The following is a 16,001-nucleotide window of genomic DNA, read 5'->3' on the forward strand; positions in this document are numbered from 1 at the left end:
TGACGGGCTCCCTGTACGAAACGTGAACGTCGATGCCTCGCTCTTCCGCCTCTGACTCTGCTCTCGAAGAAAAACCGTCGCCAGCCGGGCGGGCGGCCGGGGCGCGCTCCCGCCGCAGCACGGGGCGCACGGTGCTGTCCGACGTGGCGAAGCTCGCGGGCGTGTCCACGGCGACGGTATCGCGCGTCTACAACGAGCCCAGCAAAGTGTCGGACAGCGTGCGCGAGCGCGTCGAGCGGGCCGCGCTGGAGCTGAACTGGTTTCCGAATGCAGCCGGACGTGCGCTCGCATCCACACGCAGCCACATTGCGGGCATCGTCATTCCGACGCTCGATGATCAGGTGTTTGCCTCGCAGGTGAGCGGCATGCAGGCTGCGTTCGCCGCGCGCGGCATCACGCTTTTTCTCGGGTGCTCGAACTACGATCCTAAAGAGGCTCTCTCCCAGGTTCAAGCGATGCTCGCGCGCGGCGTGGAGGCGATCGCGGTGGTGGGCGAAGCGCATCCGCCGGAGCTCTTTGATGCGCTGCGAGTCTGGCGCGTGCCCTACGTCGTGCTTTATGCGTGGCGCAAAGGCAGTCCGCACGATTGCATCGGCGTTGACAACCGCGCCGCGTATGAAGAGATCACCGAGCATCTCGTCGCGCTCGGTCATCGGTCGTTTGCGGTCTGCATCCAACCGACGCGCGACAACGACCGTGTGCAGGCGCGGCTCGCAGGCATCCGCATCGCGCTGGAGCGTCATGGCCTCGCGGTGCGGCCGGAGCACCTCGTCGAAGGTGAATCCACGCTCGATTTTGGCCGGCGCGCATTGCGCTCGCTCTGGCAACAGCCGGGGCCGCGTCCGACAGCGATCATCTGCGGCAACGATCATATTGCGCTCGGCATTTTGCGGGAGGCGGAAGAGTTGGGCATCGCCATTCCCGAGCGACTTTCAGTCACCGGCTTCGACGATCTCGCGATCGCACGCGAAGCGCGCCCGCCCCTCACGACGATGTATGTGGACACACGCGAGATCGGCACGGTCGCCGCGAGGCATCTGCTCGACGCGCTGGACGGCCGGGCAACGCGACAAGGATATGCGCTGCCTGCGGTGCTAAAAGTACGCGGGTCAACAGGGCCGTATCTCGATGCGGCTGGCAAAAGGTGATGTCCTCGTGTGCGCTTGCGGAAGCAGACGTGCATTTTTCGAAGAATTGCTTATCGCTATTAGGCCAGCCGGCTTTGCAGGAAGGTTGTCGCTTTCATGTACCGAACGGCATGAACGGCTGAAAGCTCAGTGACAGCGTTGAGTCCAGAGGCGGCGCGAGTGCTCAAACGTCTGAATCATCCGCTCGCGTTCCGTGCAAAAAACTGGTCTCGCCGACTTGGATATCCCGCCAAGCGCCCTATACTTAAAGAGAGCCGCGCGGAAGCCGGCCCCGGATGCAGAAGCGGACGAGAAATCGTTCATTGGGGCGCGGTAGCGGGGCCACGGAAACGCCCGTGTGAATAACGCGGGCGTTTTCTTTTTTGTGCCCCGATCGTGCAGGCGCCCTGCCCTATGGCATGGCGCCGAAGGAATGGTGGTCCGATGTCCGCGGGGTGCGCCAACGCAAGCGCGTGCGCATTCCACCCCGGCGACTACGAGGAAGTCGAAGATCCGAGGGCTCGTCAGTATTTCGCGGTTCGTCGGTTGAGGCTAGCTGCTCGCTCGAGTCCCAGCCGACACGCGGCAGGTTTCGACTTCTCAGTGTATGCGCGCGAGGTTACGAAGGAGCGAATCGCCGTCCTGCGTCACGCGAGGTCGCACTGCCCCGCCGGCAAGCCTCTCCATGGTGACGAGCTGACGTTCAAGCAGCGTATCGAGTTCTTCCCGCTCGGCAATGTGGTCAGCCGAATCCCTGACCAGCATCAATGTCGCAAATTCATGGGCGCTGAGCATGCTTGCCTCCTGATAGCTTGAGTAGATGCTGTATGGATTGTGTTGGCTGAGGCACTCGCTTTTGACGTCGCCTGCCGATGGCGCGCTCGCTGCAATGGCGCGGGGAGTTGATGGTAGGGGGAGCGCAGCGGCGCGGCAATCCAGGGTCGTCCCGCATATTGGGTCGATTGGGGAGTACCGCACTGCAACAAATGCGGTGGCGATCACGCAAAAACGGGTTTCGGCGGCTGGAGATTGGGAGGATCGTCGACGTAGCCGTTCGGGCTGTAAGCCGCCTTCTCGAGTTGAGCCAGTTCGGCCGCCAATGACTACAATTTAGGGATGGTCGCATTCCCCAAGGAGGCAGCCATGACTCAATCAATGATCAGTTTTTGGGTTGGCATTGTGGTTCTCGTTGTCGTTGCATCGGCCTTGTCCAGGCGCTACAGGCGCGATCACCCGGGAGAGAGCCTGAGTCAGTGGCTCGACACGCATCATATGAGCTGGATGCATCGCAAGCACTAGCTGGCGGCGCGGGCTGACGCCGAGGAGCGCACCATGGCCTTCACCCTCACCTCACAAGCTTTCCAAGAAGGAAGCGAGATTCCTCGGCGCTACACCTGCACGGGCGCGGACGTCTCCCCGCCGCTCTCGTGGTCCGGGGTACCCGCCAATGCGAAAAGCCTCGTGCTGATCGTCGACGACCCCGACGCGCCCGACCCGGCCGCGCCACGGATGACATGGGTACACTGGGTGCTTTACAACATCCCGACGACGGCTCCTGGTGTTCAGGAGGGCGTCACTTCGGGCGCGCTTCCGGCAGGCACACTTGAAGGCACCAACGACTTCCATCGCACCACGTATGGCGGCCCATGCCCGCCCACTGGCCGTCATCGGTATTTCCATAAGCTCTACGCGCTCGACACCGTGCTGCCCGATCTTCACAAGCCCACAAAGGCGGCGTTGGAAAAGGCGATGGAAGGCCATGTCGTGGCGCACACCGAACTGCTCGGCACATTCAAGAAGTAACACGCAGACCCCTGGACGCTACTTGTCCGGGATTGTCGATTCCGTGTCGATGCTGGCGGTGCTGGTGTTCGAGCGTCTTGTGATGCCTCTTCGCGTGGTGGCTCGACAAAATAGTCGCGATGATGCGCCAATGCCGGGCGCCCTCTGCCCGAACACGTGAAAGGTCGGCAGCGCCGCCCAACCGGCTTGGGCTCTATGGATCAACCGACGCATCAAATGCCAACATCGCCCCGTCTATATTGAGAAAATTTCAAATACCAACGATCGCATGGAGCCTTACTTTATGAGCCAAGCCCGCGGGCTCTTCATTTTCAAACCTCAGTCTCCTTCAGGCGATGCTCAGCTGTTCGAGTTTGGTGTCGACCAGCAGTTTCTTCAGTTCCGGCACGCAGGACCCGCAGTTGCCGCCGGCTTTCAGGCACGCGGTAATCTCTGCGGCGGTCTTTAGTCCCTGCACGCGAATCGCCGCACAGATCGTATTGCGCCCGACACCGAAGCACGAACAGACCGTCGGTCCCGTATCGGCGCCCTTGCCGATTGGCTGACCCAGCGGCGCGGCAACCGGGTTTGACCTTGCGCGAAGCGATGACAGGCGCGCCCCAGAATTCCCGCACCAGTTCGCGATTGACCCGCGCGCGGCAGCAACGCGCGCATTCAGCGCGACGATGTTTGCACGCATGGAGATCGCTGCCAGTTCGTCGACGACGGCTAACTGACGCCGGCGCGCCGCCCCGCAGGCCAATTTCCCAATGGCTTCATATCCATTCCGTTATACAACACATAACGAATCAATATTTCGGCCTTGATATTGACTCACCACCATCATCGCTGACGCGACGCAGCCAGTCGGCTGGACGACTGGCGTCGTCTCCTTCCGGTTCCCCATCTTCGGAGACTCCATGAGAACAAACTTCGCTCGCGCGGTGGTGCGCTCACTGCGCCCTGCGGTTACGCTTTTAGCCGCGCTTGGCATCTATGTCGCGTTGAGCCCCACTGCCACCGCCGCGGTGCCGATGGGCGTCGCGTTCGTCTACCTCGGCAACCCCGGTGACGCTGGCTGGACCTACGCACACGAACAGGGCGTGAAGGCGATCGAAGCGAGGTTCGGTGACAAGATCAAGGTCACGCGCGTCGAGAACGTACCCGAATCCGCTGACTCGGAGCGCGTGTTTCGCGACCTCGCGAACAAGGGCAACAAGATTATCGTGGGCTCGAGCTTCGGATTCCAGGACTTCGAACTGAAGACTGCAAAGGATTATCCCGACGTCGTCTTCGAGCATGCGACCGGATACAAGAAGGCCACGAACTTTGCGACCTATGACGTGCGCACGTACCAGAGCGCCTATCTGGCTGGGCTCGTCGCCGGCTATACGACGAAGACGAATACGCTCGGCTTCGTCGCCTCGGTGCCGGTCCCGGAAGTGGTGCGCAACATTAACGCCTTCACAATGGGTGCGCGTTCGATCAATCCGAATGCGAAGGTAAAGGTCATATGGATCAATAGCTGGTTCGATCCAGGCAAGGAGAAACAGGCGGCCGAAACGCTGATTGGCCAGGGAGCCGACGTGCTGATCCAGAACACCGATTCGACGGCGACAATGCAGACTGCCGAGCAGAAGAATGTGCACGCGTTCGGTTGGGACTCGGACATGAAGAAGTTCGGCCCGAATGCCCAACTTGGCGCATGCGTGAGCTACTGGGGCGTCTACTACTCTCACCTGATCGAACAGGTGCAATCCGGCACGTGGACCAATGCGCCGACGTGGTGGGGTCTCAAGGAAAAAGCGATCGACCTCGCTGACATCAACACTGCAGCCGTATCGCCTGCCGCGCAAAAGGCGCTGGCGCAAAAGCGCGACGACATTATCGCTGGCAGATTCGATCCGTTCTCCGGACCGATCAGGGATCAGAATGGCGCGATCAAGGTGGCAGCCGGCACGTCGCTGCCCGACGCCGAGTTGCTGCGGCTCAACTGGTTCGTGCAGGGGGTCGAGGGCACGTTACCGAAGTAACTCAGCAAACGTGGAGGAGACACTCTTTGAGCCTTACCATTTCCCCGAAACAGAACGCGTCGGCGTTCCCTGAGCAGGGGCTCGCGCCGACACGCGAGCAGATCGTCCGCCATCTGCGTCATGCAAGCGTTATCGCAGAACGTGCGATGCTGTTGGGCCGTCACCCGTTTGGCGCCATACTCGTCGGGCCTGATCAGGAGTCGGTTCTAATAGAACAGGGCAATGTCGATTCCGTCAATCATGCGGAAGCGGTGCTCGCGCGTATCGCCGCGCTCAACTTTACGCCGCAATTCTTGTGGGGTTGCACGCTCTATACGACGGTTGAGCCATGTTGCATGTGCGCAGGCACGGCATATTGGGCCAACATTGGGCGGGTGGTTTTTGCAATGACGGAAGAGCGCCTGCTGCAAGCCACGGGCAATCATGCAGAGAATTCGACGATGAGTGTGTCGTCGCGGTATGTCTTCGACCACTGCCAGAAGCGCATTGAACTGGTTGGGCCCGTGGCCGAGGTTGAGGAAGAAGTGATGCAGGTGCAGCGCAGGTTCTGGGGACGCCGATGAGCATGGCGCATCGCGGCCTTATGTGCGCATCATGCCGCGCGCGGAGCCGCCACCGCCCGCGCAGCGGCCGCCGCAGCCACCGCGCCCGCAGGGCTCAGTTCGGGCCTTGCGCAGTTGCAGCCGTTCGCCGGATCAGACCACCCGAACGTACCCCCACGCTGAGAGACGGACAGCATCCTCGCATGACTGGATGGTGAAAGCCCTGCGCCTCGCAAACTCACGCCGGCGATCGACGAAGCCAGCGGCGCTCACTGGAACGAGCGTGAGCGGAGCACGTTGCTGACCCTCGCGCGCACTTTTTCGGTGAGGTAGGAGCACAAATGCTGAGATGGTGCGGTCAGATTCCGTGATGTCGCATGCCGGTGCTCCGAGCACACCACCGGTCTGCGTTGGCGTAGGCGTGGCCACCGCTCGCGCCGCGGCAGCTGACGACAACGGTGAACACGATCGCTGTGCAGACCGGCACGCGGTACGCTCCACCACGCCGCAAACGCGCTACCGCTGCGGTACGCCGTCGCGCCACTCGCCCCAATGCGTGACGATGTCCTGCACGAGCGGATTGCCCGTGAGGAACAGATTGTCGATCGCGATCGTGAAGCCCCCCTGCGACGAGTAGTTGAGCAGATTGTCCGCGCTCGACTGGCCCGCGTACGGCCGGTCGAAGTCCGAGCCAGCGCGCAGCACCGCGACACGGTTCAGGTCAACGCGATGCACGGTCGCCGCGCGCGTCAGCGCCTCGAAGGTGGCGTTGTCTTCCTGCTGCGTCGTGCAATAGGTGCCCTTGCCGTCGGTCAGGATCTTCGTCCAATGCCGCGCGCGCTCGCCGAGATCGGCGCCCGACCACCAGGTATCGCCCGCCAGCGTGTCGCACTGGATCACGGTCGGCGGACGGTTCGCGGGCGCATAGTTGTATTTGGCGCGGGCAGCCTGCGCCTGTGCGTCGTCGGTCAGCGTCACGTTGCGCGACAGCGCGAATGCCGCGTTCGAAAGCGCCGGATTGAGCTGGAACACTTCGGTGCGATAGTCGAGCGGCGGCTTCTGCGTCGGGCCCGTCGTGTTGATGCCGAGATAGCCGGTATTCCAGCCCGGCGGAATTTCGCGTCCGTCGATTTCCCATTGAATCCCGAAGTCGACCAGCCAGTTCGCCCACGCAGCGGAACCGACGGTGCCCTGAAGCGGATCAATACCAGCAATGCCCGCCACCATGAAGTACGTATGACGCAAGTCGAAACGCGGCGAGAACGTCAGCGCCATGATCGACGCGGCGGCATTCGCGTGCCCCATGCCCGTCGTCATCACGCAGACCTCCTTGCGATTGCAGTGTACGGCAGGGTAGTCAGGAGACAGGCCCGCGACGGTGATGTCCTGCCACGGGCCGAGATGATCGAGCCACACCTGGCCTTCCGGACCGAACATCGAAATGATCATCACCTTGACCGGCCGGCCATGCGACGCGCCGTCGTCCTGCGCGAAGCCGTCGTCGGTATGCGCGATGGCCGGTGCAACTGCGGCGCCTGCCACGAGCAACGATGAAATCGCTACACCAAAAGCACGATTTAGCATAAGAGGTCCCACCTGATATGTAAGAACTGCGGTTGCGAAACGTGAGTCGCGTGCCGTGTTGTCGACTGACGTCGTGGTTTTTTGTCGGCGTGCAGCGTGGGACCTGGGCGTGAGCCGTTCAGGTGACAGTGAGTATAAGCAGAGAAAAATCTGTATTGCCAGGCGGCGGCGAATTTTGATGCGGACGAAACGGCAACGGCGGACACAACGTACAGCGACTGGTTCTGGCGCAAATAGTGAAGGTGAATCGATTAAAGTGTTGCCCCCGATCTCATCATCCGACAATGAGCAAGCTGAAAGTATGGACGAACTGTTCTCAGGCCGCCACTTCAACCGCGACGTGATCATTCTGTGCGTGCGCTGGTATCTGCGCTACAAGCTCGGCCTGCGTGATCTTGTCGAGATGATGGCCGAGCAGCAAGGCAACCAAACATCAGGGCAAGCCGCCAAAGACCATTACGCTCGATGGCTATGCCGCCTCACACCGTGCTGTGCGGGAGATGAAGGCCGACGGCCTGCTGCCGAAGGACACCAAGGTCCGATCCTCGAAATATCTCAACAACTTGATCGAGCAGGACCATCGCCACATCAAGTCCCGGACGAATGTTATGCTCGGCTTCAACCGTTTCAGGAACGCCGCGATCACTCTTGCAGGCATTGAGTTGACGCATCGCATTCGCAAAGGCCAATTCAACCTGGCGAAGCTCGGCCTCAAAGATACCGCCGCGTGAGCACACGTTGTGCGCTCAACTCGCGCAACACGCGCGAAACGGTCATGCGTGCGACTCCGGACTCCTTGACCAACTCGGTTTCCGAAGGGATTGCGTCTCCAGGCTTCCAGGTGCCATCGGCTATGCGCTCGATTACATAGCGCTTTATCTGTTCGTATGCTGGCGCAAGCTTGCGCTGCAGTTTCAACCGCTTCGCCTCTCCACCCGCCTGCGCCGCCTCGGTCATGACTGTCCTGGTTGCACCGTGAACGATTTGCGCGCGCCGCGCGACGCCAGCCTCACGTACCGACCGCCCCGGGCAAAGCATCGTTCGCCGAGGCCGCCGCGCTGCCCGCCACGGAGTCCGTTGGTGCCGGAATGCAGAAATCCCGTAAGGGCCGGACCGTCAGCGGGCCGGGCAACGGCGGCGGACCATCATCCATGATCATGTGGAATGCGCGTGTCATGTCGTCCGCAAGCGGACGGTCGTCACGGTAGGTCGGCAAGACAGCGCGAACCTGGCTATACAACGCCTGCGTATACGGCGCGCGCTCGGCCGCGATAGGCTGCAGGTCGTATGCCTGAACCGCGGCAAGCAGTTCAATGCCAAATATGCGGCCGCTGTTGTCGATGACGGCAAGCGCCTTGAGCGCGGCCGGCGTGGCGTGGCAAAGGTGATCTTCCTGCAAGCCGGACGTCACACCGCCGTCGAGGCTCGCGGGCGCGGCCTCGCGGCGGTTCTGCGCGACCAGCGCCGCCGCCGTGTATTGCGCGATCATGAAGCCCGAGCGCGTGCCGCTCGCTTGCGCGAGAAACGCGGGCAACCCGCTCACGAGCGGATTGACGAGACGATCGAGACGCCGCTCCGCCATCGCGGCCACCTGTGCGACCGCAGCCGCGAGGCTGTCCATGGCGAGCGCGATCGACGCGCCGACGGCGTGCGCCTGCGAGAACACGCGCGGCTCCTCGGGCGTGCCGGCGATGATCGGATTGTCAGTCGTCGAGGCGAGTTCGCGGTTCACGACTTCGGCCGTCGCAGCCAGCACATCGCGCGCCGCACCGTGCACATGCGGAATCGTGCGCATGCTGAGCGGGTCCTGCGTACGCCGTCCGAGTGCCGCCGCCAGCAGACCGCTGCCCTGCAGCGCTGCGCGCATGCGCGCGCCGACCTGCGCAAGGCCCGGTGAGACGCGATACGCGAGCGAGCCCGCGTCGAACGCCACCATCTGCCCGCCGAGATTCTCGAAGCTCATCGCCGCCACGGCGTCAGCCCAGTCGAGCAGCCGGTGCGCGCGTTGCAGCGCGAGCGCCGCGAGCCCGGTCACGCACGGCGTGCCGTTCACGAGGCTCAAGCCTTCTTTCGCTTCGAGCGACAAGGGTTCGAGCCCAAGCCGACGCAGCGCCTCGGCGCCGCTGATGCGCTCACTACGCCAGTTCACGTGCCCCGCGCCGACGCACACGAGTGCGATATGCGCCATGTGGCTCAGATAGCCGACCGAACCGAGCGCGGGCACTTCGGGCAGGCAATCGGCCTGGAGCAGCGCGACGAGCCGCTCGACGAGTTCGACGCGCACGCCCGAATGCCCGTGCGCGTAATTGTTGATGGCTGCGGCTATGATCGCGCGCGTTTCCTGCGCGCCGAGCGACGCGCCGACACCCACCGCGTGGCTCATCAAAATGTTGTGCGAAAGCGCGTGCTGTTCGGCCGGCGACACCACCACGTCGCACAACGCGCCGACCCCGGTGTTCACGCCATAGGCGCGCATGCCGCGCGCGATGATCTGCTCAACGAGCGCGCGCGCGGCGCCAATGCGCTCGCGCGCTTGCGCGGAAAGCTCGAGCGGTGCGCCTGCCGCGACGGCGCAGACTTCGCGCCAGTCCAGCGGGCTTCCGGTACGGATGACGGTCATGATGAACCCCGACGATGGATCAAAGCGCGTTGCGGTCCTGATGGCTCGACACGAACTGGCGGAAGCGCTCCGACTTCAGTTCGCCGAATACCTCCGCGGGCGTGCCGTCCGAATCGACCTGGCCCTGATGCAGGAACATCACGCGATCGGAAACGTGTTTCGCGAAGCCCATCTCGTGCGTGACGACGAGCATCGTGCGGCCCTCGTCGGCAAGCGTGCGCATTACGCGCAGCACTTCGCCCACGAGTTCGGGATCGAGCGCCGAAGTTGGCTCGTCGAACAGCATCACCTTCGGATGCATCGCGAGTGCGCGCGCGATTGCCACGCGCTGCTGCTGGCCGCCCGAGAGATGTGCGGGATAGTGGCCGCGCTTGTCGGCGAGGCCGACCTTCGCGAGCAGCGCCTCGGCTTCCTCGACCGCTTCGGCGCGGCTGCGCTTTTGCACGCGCATCGGGCCTTCGATCAGGTTCTCCAGCACCGTCATGTGCGACCACAGGTTGAAGTTCTGGAACACCATGCCGAGCTGCGAGCGCACGCGGTCCACCTGGCGGCGGTCGCCCGGTTGCAGCTTGCCGTCACGGCGGCGCTTCATCTTCAACGCTTCGCCGGCAAGCGCGACGGTGCCGTCGTCGGGCATCTCAAGTAGGTTCAGGCAGCGCAGGAACGTGCTCTTGCCCGAGCCGCTCGCACCCAGGATCGAAATCACGTCGCCTTCGTGGGCGTCGAGCGAAATGCCCTTGAGCACGTGATGGTCGCCGAACGACTTGTGGATGTTCCTCACGGACAGGGCGACCGGTGCGACTGCGTTCATACGATTCTCCGGAAAGATGGGCCGATCAAGACGCGACGTGGCGGGTTTCGAGTTGCGTGGCGGAACGGCGCACGACGGTGGGCGCGGCGCGCAGATGGCGCGAGAGGCGACGCTCGACGAGGCCGATGAGGCGCACCACGAGGAAATTCAGGCATAGATAGATCAGCGCAGCGCACGTGAACACCTCCGTCGTGCGATAGGTCTGCTGAATGATCTGTTGCGCGACACCAGTCACTTCCCAGACGGTGACAAGGCTTGCGAGCGCCGTCGACTTGACGAGCAGCACGGCTTCAGTCGAATAGGCGGGCAGGCACTGCCGCAACGCGATGGGGCCGATCACGCGGCGCAGCAGCGCGAAGCCCGACAGGCCGATTGCATAACCCGCCTCGATCTGCCCGACCGGCACGGCCATCAGGCCGCCGCGGATGATCTCGGCGGTGTAGCCCGCCGTGCACAGCGCGAGCGAGAGCACGGCGCACACGTAGGGCTCGCGCAGCACGGGCCACAGGAAGCTTTCGCGGATCACGCCGAACTGCCCGAGCCCGTAGTAGACGAGAAACATTTGGATCAGCAGCGGCGAGCCGCGGAACACGAGAATATAGGCGCGCGCGAAGCGGTTAGGCAGCCAGTGCGGCGAGACGCGCATCGTGACGATCACGAGCGAAAGCAGGCCGCCGAGCACGAGCGAGGTGAAAAAGAGGCTCAGCGTGGTCGGCACGGCGGCAACGAGCTGGCGCGTCGTGTCGAGAAGAAAATCGAAATCGATATGCATGATGAGGCCGCCCTTGCGTCAGTTGCGCGCGAAGTTGCGCTTGAAGGAGCGGCCGACGATCGTCTCCGCCCGGCCGAACACACGGTTCGAAACGCCCGTCATCGCGAGATAGAGCGCTCCGCCAACGACGAAGAACAGGAAGTACTGGTGTGTCGATCCCGCCGCGACCTGGCTGGCACGCAGCAATTCGGCGAGACCAGTGACCGAGATCAGCGCCGAGTCCTTGAGGCTCAACTGCCACACATTGCCGATACCCGGCAGTGCGAATCGCAGCACCTGGGGAATAAGGATGCGGCGCGCCATGGTGAGCGTCGGCATGCCGATCGCGCGCGCAGCTTCGAGTTCGCCGCGCGAGACAGCTAGCACGGCGGCGCGATAGACCTCCGTCTGATACGCGCCGGAAATCATGCCCACCGCGAACGCGCCAATCACGAACGGCGGCACGCCGATGAAGCCGTCGGCACCGAACCACTGCCCGATCGAGGACACCAGCGTCGAGCCGCCAAAGTAGAACAGATAGATGACAAGCAGTTCCGGCACGCCGCGGAAGACGGTCGTGTAGAAGTCGCCGATCACGCGCGCCGTGCGGAAGCGCGAGAGCTTTGCCGCTGCGACGAGCGCGCCGAATACCGCGCCGATCGCGAGCGCCGCAAGCGTCAGCACCACCGTCATCAACGCACCGAGCAGGAGCAGGCCGCCCCAGCCATCGGTCCCGAAGCCGAGCATTTCGAAAAGAGCCATCACGCCACCTCAACCAGGCCTGCGAAACAAGCCGCGCGGCATCAGCCTTTCGAGCCGGATCAGGCCGAAGCGCGCGGTCACGTTGTGAGCGACGCTCAGGGCGTCACATCGGTCTTGAACCACTTCTCCGAAAGCTTCTTCACAGTCCCGTCGGTAATCGCCGACGTTATCGCCGCGTCGAACTTCGCCTTCAGGTCCGCGTCCTGCTTGCGGAACGCGAGGCCTTCGCCCGGCCCCCAGATCAGGCCGCCGATCTTCGGGCCGGCCGTCACCGTCGGCACCGCTTCCTTCTTGTCGGCATTTGCGGCGTAGTACGTCACATCGTCGAACGACGCGTCGATGCGGCCATTGGACAGATCGAGATCGCGTTCCGGCGAGGTCTTGTAGACGCGGATCGACGCGACATCCTTGAAGTTCTCGTTGATGAAGCGCGTATAGACCGTGCCCGACTGAATGCCGATGGTCTTGCCCTTGAGCGCCGTGCGCAGCGCCTGGACGGCGGGCGCGTTCGACTTGGCGTCGGTGTCGAGCTTCAGCGGCGCCAGGGTGTCGGTTGCCTTCGGCAGGATCTTCGTATCGGTGACCGCGAAGGTCGCCGGCGTGGACGCATACGGCTTCGAGAAGGCAATGATCTTCTCGCGCTCTGGCGTGATCGAGATCGCATCCATCAGAACATCGAACTTTCCGGCTTGCAACCCGGGAATCATGCCGTCCCAGTCCTGCGCCACGAGATTGCACTTGAGTTGCGCCCGCGCGCACAGATTAGCGGCGAGTTCGGGTTCGAAGCCACCCAGCTTGCCGCCCGGCAGCGTCATGTTCCAGGGCGCGTAGCCGCCTTCGAGGGCGATCGTCACTGTCGTCCAGTCCTTCGCCTCGGCGGTGTTGCCCGCAAGCGCCGCCGCTCCAAACGCGGCACCGATCAAACTCTTGACCAACCATCTGCACTTCGCCTGCATGTCCACACTCCTTGGATTGCCGAAAACTTCATTACAGTAGCGCGCCAATCGCGGTTTCGTCTTGTCTAGACAAGATGCGGGAAGTCGAATTTTGACGCAAGCGCATTTTCTGAAAATGTCGCCGATTCAGGGTATCCACCAGGTCAGGGCTCGGAACTCATGGTTCAGGAACCCTCGCAAGGATTGCACTCGTGGCGCCTTGCGCCAAAATGGTGCAACTATTGTTCAGCAGGCTCTGAACTTATGACGGGCATGCCAGTACTCGGAAACGTCTCGAATCTGCTGAGGGGACACCGAAGAAAGCGGGCGCGATTTCGGGATATACGTCGAGTTGACTAGACTTTTCGGCAGCGACTGCACTTCCACATCGCTGGCTCAACACGGCGATATGCGCGGGTGAGCACCAGTGCTTCCCCACCTTGGTCGGAAACTGGAGAAAAAGCGCTGGCGCAAATCGGAGTCATTCCAGTGAGTGCGGCTGCCACAGAACCCGCTAGCAGCCCAGGCTTACTGCATAAACCCTGCGTGACGCAGCGCCTCCTCAGCGGCCTCATGGTCTTGCACCGAAGTTCCGCCAGAAACACCGATGCCACCCACCAGACGCCCTTCGTGGAAGATCGGTACGCCACCGCCGACCGGCGTCAGCCGCGGATGGTGCGCCAGCGGGGCAACGGTGGGTTCGGCCATGTACTGATTCCATTGGTGCGTGGCCATGCCGAATGACGCGGCGGTCCATGCCTTGTCGATGGCGACGTCAACAGTCAGGAACGGGACGGAATCTGAGCGCTCGAACGCGCGCAGGTGACCGCCTGCATCGGCAATTGCGATTGTCGCGGCGAACCCGCGCGCGGCGCACGCGCGGCGTGCTTCTGCCAGTAGTGCTTGCGCGGCTTCCAGGCTGATCGTTGTCGTGCTGATGATTGGCGATGTCATGTTGATGCTCGTTTTCAGAAGGGTTCAGTGGTTAGCGACGACGACCTTGCCGATCATGTCGCCCGCCTCGACCAGCGCATGCGCTTCGATGAGACCTGCGGCGTTGATGCCGTCAATGCGTCGGGTCAGGGTGTGCTTGAGGCGGCCCTGGTCAACCAGCTCCGCCACGCGGCGCAGCAAGGCGTGTTGCCGTGCGATGGTGTCGGTGGTGAACATCGCGCGGGTGAACATCAGCTCCCAGTGAATCGAGATGGATTTCCCCTTGAACGGGCCGATGTCCAGATCCACCGGGTCGTCGATGAGTGCGAACTGGCCTTCCGGGCGCAGCACGGCGGCGATTTGCGGCACATAGGCGGCGCTGTTGTTCAGCCCGGCTACGTGGGTGACGTGCTCGATGCCGAGCGCGGCCAACTGGGGTGCCCAGGGCTGGTGGTGATCGAGAACGTAATGCGCGCCATGCGCCAACACCCACTCGCGGGTTTCCGATCGCGAGGCCGTACCGATGACGGTCATGCCAGTCAACTCGCGCGCCAACTGGGTCAGAATCGATCCGACGCCACCAGCCGCTCCAATTACGAGCAGCACGTTGTTATCGGTCGGGTCCGCGGCCTGAACACGCAGACGGTCGAACAGCAGCTCCCACGCGGTGATCGTCGTCAGCGGCAACGACGCGGCCTCTGCGAAGTCCAGGGATGTCGGCATGGGTCCGACGATGTGTTCGTCCACGGCGTGCAGTTCGCTGTTGCTGCCGGGCCGCTTGATGTCGCCTGCGTACCAGACTCGGTCGCCTGGCTTGAAGCGCGTGGCCAGCGCACCGGTCGCGCGGACGATTCCCGCAGCGTCCCAGCCAGGGATGCGCGCACCCCCTTCTGGAATATCTCCACCGAGCCGGATTTTGGTGTCGACCGGGTTGACCGATACCGCTTTCACTTCCACCAGCAGATCGTGGCCGCGCAGTTCCGGCGTCGGCAGCTCGATATCCTGCAGTGCCTGCGGGTGGTTGATGGGATGGTTCTGATAGAAGCCAATGGCCTTCATACAAGTGTTCTCCAAGGGTGTTGGAGCTTATGTTATCTTTCGTCGATACGCGGATAAATACCCACCTCACCCAAATACTTTCGGCATTTCAGTGAAAATAATTCGACTCGATGACGTTCAGATCTTCGTGCAAACGGTCGACCACGGCAGCTTCTCGGAGGCGGCGCGCCAGCTGAATATCGCGCCCGCACATGCGAGCGCGTCAGTACAGCGGCTCGAAAAGGCGTTGGACACGCGCCTGTTCACGCGTTCGACGCGCAGCATGCAACTGTCGGAGGCCGGTGAGCGCTACCTGCCGCATGCGCGGGTCATGATCGGTGCGCTGGAGCAAGGGGAGCAGGCTCTGGCAAACGGCCGGGAGGTGCTGTCCGGACCGCTGCGGCTGTCTGCTCCGTCTGACTTTGGTCGAAACCTGCTGTTGCCGTGGCTGGATGAATTTCAGCACCTGCACCCTGGCTTGTCGCTGCACCTGAAAATGAGCGACCGTGCGGCCGACCTCATTCGCCAGCCGCTGGATGCAGTCGTGCGCTACGGAGCGCTGCCCGATTCGTCACTTCTGGCGATGAAGCTGGTCGACAACAACCGACGCGCATTGTGTGCCGCACCGTCATACCTCGAACGGCATGGCGCACCGGCCAAAGTTGAGGACCTGCGGCGACACAACTGCCTTCGGTACGTCTGGAGCGAGCAGATACATGAACGCTGGCGCTTTACCCCGCCTGGCGGCGAACGCACCGTGGCAGTCACGGGTAATCGCATCAGCGACGATGCCGATGCAGTTCGTCGCTGGGCGATAGCCGGGGAAGGCCTTGTCTACAAGTCGCGACTGGACCTCATCGACGATCTGAAGGCAGGTCGACTGGTGGAGTTGTTTCCGCCGGAGTATTGCGAGCCTTCGCCGCTGCACTTGATTTGTGCTCACCGTGCGCAACTGACACCAACGATCAGCGCGTTGAATGCCTTCCTGCGCGAGCGCTGCTCCGCATTGCTGGCCAGCTACCCCTCGGGAGGCTCCCGATCTGCGTAACGAAGTTCGCCCTTTCCTGATCGTCTCAATGAGTC

General features: G+C 62.8%; 14 protein-coding genes and 3 pseudogenes. 6 read left to right on the forward strand and 11 right to left on the reverse strand.

What is annotated here, in order from left to right:
* Window positions 1-32: 32 nt before the first annotated feature.
* Complete coding sequence (locus OKW28_RS18815) at window positions 33-1,148, forward strand: LacI family DNA-binding transcriptional regulator (protein WP_429447958.1); 1,116 nt, start codon at window positions 33-35, stop codon at window positions 1,146-1,148.
* 579 nt (window positions 1,149-1,727) lie between these two features.
* Here OKW28_RS18815 and OKW28_RS18820 read toward each other — a convergent pair.
* Window positions 1,728-1,922: a hypothetical protein gene (locus OKW28_RS18820; protein WP_184054110.1), complete on the reverse strand. Its 195-nt coding sequence runs from the start codon at window positions 1,920-1,922 to the stop codon at window positions 1,728-1,730.
* Window positions 1,923-2,459: 537 nt separating this feature from the next.
* On the opposite strand from OKW28_RS18820, the gene OKW28_RS18825 reads away from it, so the two are divergent.
* The gene (locus tag OKW28_RS18825; RefSeq protein ID WP_429447960.1) at window positions 2,460-2,930 is read left to right on the forward strand and encodes a YbhB/YbcL family Raf kinase inhibitor-like protein; all 471 of its coding nucleotides are present in this window, start codon (window positions 2,460-2,462) and stop codon (window positions 2,928-2,930) included.
* 328 nt (window positions 2,931-3,258) lie between these two features.
* On the opposite strand, the pseudogene OKW28_RS18830 reads toward OKW28_RS18825, so the two are convergent.
* A pseudogene (locus OKW28_RS18830) lies at window positions 3,259-3,480 on the reverse strand ((2Fe-2S)-binding protein); the annotation flags it as partial.
* Window positions 3,481-3,829: 349 nt separating this feature from the next.
* On the opposite strand from OKW28_RS18830, the gene OKW28_RS18835 reads away from it, so the two are divergent.
* The gene (locus tag OKW28_RS18835) at window positions 3,830-4,942 is read left to right on the forward strand and encodes a BMP family ABC transporter substrate-binding protein (RefSeq protein WP_184033114.1); all 1,113 of its coding nucleotides are present in this window, start codon (window positions 3,830-3,832) and stop codon (window positions 4,940-4,942) included.
* A 26-nt stretch (window positions 4,943-4,968) separates the two neighbouring features.
* Window positions 4,969-5,505, forward strand: coding sequence for a nucleoside deaminase (locus OKW28_RS18840; protein WP_429447962.1), 537 nt, complete (start codon window positions 4,969-4,971; stop codon window positions 5,503-5,505).
* Window positions 5,506-6,000: 495 nt separating this feature from the next.
* On the opposite strand, the gene OKW28_RS18845 is transcribed toward OKW28_RS18840, so the two are convergent.
* On the reverse strand, window positions 6,001-7,068 hold the full coding sequence (locus OKW28_RS18845) for a purine-nucleoside phosphorylase (protein WP_429447964.1): 1,068 nt from the start codon (window positions 7,066-7,068) through the stop codon (window positions 6,001-6,003).
* Window positions 7,069-7,369: 301 nt separating this feature from the next.
* On the opposite strand from OKW28_RS18845, the pseudogene OKW28_RS18850 reads away from it, so the two are divergent.
* Window positions 7,370-7,799 (forward strand): annotated as a pseudogene (locus OKW28_RS18850) (DDE-type integrase/transposase/recombinase).
* On the opposite strand, the pseudogene OKW28_RS18855 reads toward OKW28_RS18850, so the two are convergent.
* The 8 genes and pseudogenes from OKW28_RS18855 to OKW28_RS18890 form a co-directional block, all read right to left on the reverse strand.
* A pseudogene (locus OKW28_RS18855) lies at window positions 7,792-8,025 on the reverse strand (GntR family transcriptional regulator); the annotation flags it as partial. The pseudogenes OKW28_RS18850 and OKW28_RS18855 overlap by 8 nt on opposite strands.
* Window positions 8,026-8,077: 52 nt before the next feature.
* Window positions 8,078-9,688, reverse strand: a complete 1,611-nt coding sequence (locus OKW28_RS18860; protein WP_429447966.1) for an HAL/PAL/TAL family ammonia-lyase — start codon at window positions 9,686-9,688, stop codon at window positions 8,078-8,080.
* A 19-nt stretch (window positions 9,689-9,707) separates the two neighbouring features.
* Window positions 9,708-10,499 carry an ABC transporter ATP-binding protein gene (locus OKW28_RS18865; RefSeq protein WP_429447968.1) on the reverse strand — a complete coding sequence of 264 codons (792 nt, stop codon included), beginning with the start codon at window positions 10,497-10,499 and terminating at the stop codon, window positions 9,708-9,710.
* Between the two features lie 25 nt (window positions 10,500-10,524).
* Window positions 10,525-11,271: an ABC transporter permease gene (locus OKW28_RS18870; protein ID WP_429447970.1), complete on the reverse strand. Its 747-nt coding sequence runs from the start codon at window positions 11,269-11,271 to the stop codon at window positions 10,525-10,527.
* Between the two features lie 18 nt (window positions 11,272-11,289).
* The gene (locus OKW28_RS18875; protein ID WP_429447972.1) at window positions 11,290-12,012 is read right to left on the reverse strand and encodes an ABC transporter permease; all 723 of its coding nucleotides are present in this window, start codon (window positions 12,010-12,012) and stop codon (window positions 11,290-11,292) included.
* Window positions 12,013-12,107: 95 nt separating this feature from the next.
* Entirely contained in the window at window positions 12,108-12,968 is an 861-nt protein-coding gene (locus tag OKW28_RS18880; RefSeq protein ID WP_429447974.1) for a transporter substrate-binding domain-containing protein, read from the reverse strand.
* Window positions 12,969-13,475: 507 nt separating this feature from the next.
* Window positions 13,476-13,901, reverse strand: coding sequence for a GlcG/HbpS family heme-binding protein (locus OKW28_RS18885; RefSeq protein WP_429447975.1), 426 nt, complete (start codon window positions 13,899-13,901; stop codon window positions 13,476-13,478).
* A gap of 24 nt (window positions 13,902-13,925) precedes the next feature.
* Window positions 13,926-14,939, reverse strand: a complete 1,014-nt coding sequence (locus tag OKW28_RS18890; protein ID WP_429447977.1) for a zinc-binding alcohol dehydrogenase family protein — start codon at window positions 14,937-14,939, stop codon at window positions 13,926-13,928.
* Between the two features lie 97 nt (window positions 14,940-15,036).
* On the opposite strand from OKW28_RS18890, the gene OKW28_RS18895 reads away from it, so the two are divergent.
* Complete coding sequence (locus OKW28_RS18895) at window positions 15,037-15,966, forward strand: LysR family transcriptional regulator (protein WP_429448792.1); 930 nt, start codon at window positions 15,037-15,039, stop codon at window positions 15,964-15,966.
* The last annotated feature ends 35 nt before the right edge of the window (window positions 15,967-16,001 follow it).

The organism is Paraburkholderia sp. 40 (genome assembly GCF_050434105.1).
Taxonomy (GTDB): Bacteria; Pseudomonadota; Gammaproteobacteria; order Burkholderiales; family Burkholderiaceae; genus Paraburkholderia; species Paraburkholderia tuberum.

Bases quoted from the DNA above. Each gene is read 5' to 3' on its own strand.
- OKW28_RS18835 (WP_184033114.1), top strand. From the start codon at position 3,830: ATGAGAACAAACTTCGCTCGCGCGGTGGTGCGCTCACTGCGCCCTGCG.
- OKW28_RS18880 (WP_429447974.1), bottom strand. From the start codon at position 12,968: ATGCAGGCGAAGTGCAGATGGTTGGTCAAGAGTTTGATCGGTGCCGCG.
- OKW28_RS18820 (WP_184054110.1), bottom strand. From the start codon at position 1,922: ATGCTCAGCGCCCATGAATTTGCGACATTGATGCTGGTCAGGGATTCG.
- OKW28_RS18825 (WP_429447960.1), top strand. From the start codon at position 2,460: ATGGCCTTCACCCTCACCTCACAAGCTTTCCAAGAAGGAAGCGAGATT.
- OKW28_RS18875 (WP_429447972.1), bottom strand. From the start codon at position 12,012: ATGGCTCTTTTCGAAATGCTCGGCTTCGGGACCGATGGCTGGGGCGGC.
- OKW28_RS18885 (WP_429447975.1), bottom strand. From the start codon at position 13,901: ATGACATCGCCAATCATCAGCACGACAACGATCAGCCTGGAAGCCGCG.
- OKW28_RS18815 (WP_429447958.1), top strand. From the start codon at position 33: ATGCCTCGCTCTTCCGCCTCTGACTCTGCTCTCGAAGAAAAACCGTCG.
- OKW28_RS18845 (WP_429447964.1), bottom strand. From the start codon at position 7,068: ATGCTAAATCGTGCTTTTGGTGTAGCGATTTCATCGTTGCTCGTGGCA.
- OKW28_RS18860 (WP_429447966.1), bottom strand. From the start codon at position 9,688: ATGACCGTCATCCGTACCGGAAGCCCGCTGGACTGGCGCGAAGTCTGC.
- OKW28_RS18890 (WP_429447977.1), bottom strand. From the start codon at position 14,939: ATGAAGGCCATTGGCTTCTATCAGAACCATCCCATCAACCACCCGCAG.
- OKW28_RS18870 (WP_429447970.1), bottom strand. From the start codon at position 11,271: ATGCATATCGATTTCGATTTTCTTCTCGACACGACGCGCCAGCTCGTT.
- OKW28_RS18865 (WP_429447968.1), bottom strand. From the start codon at position 10,499: ATGAACGCAGTCGCACCGGTCGCCCTGTCCGTGAGGAACATCCACAAG.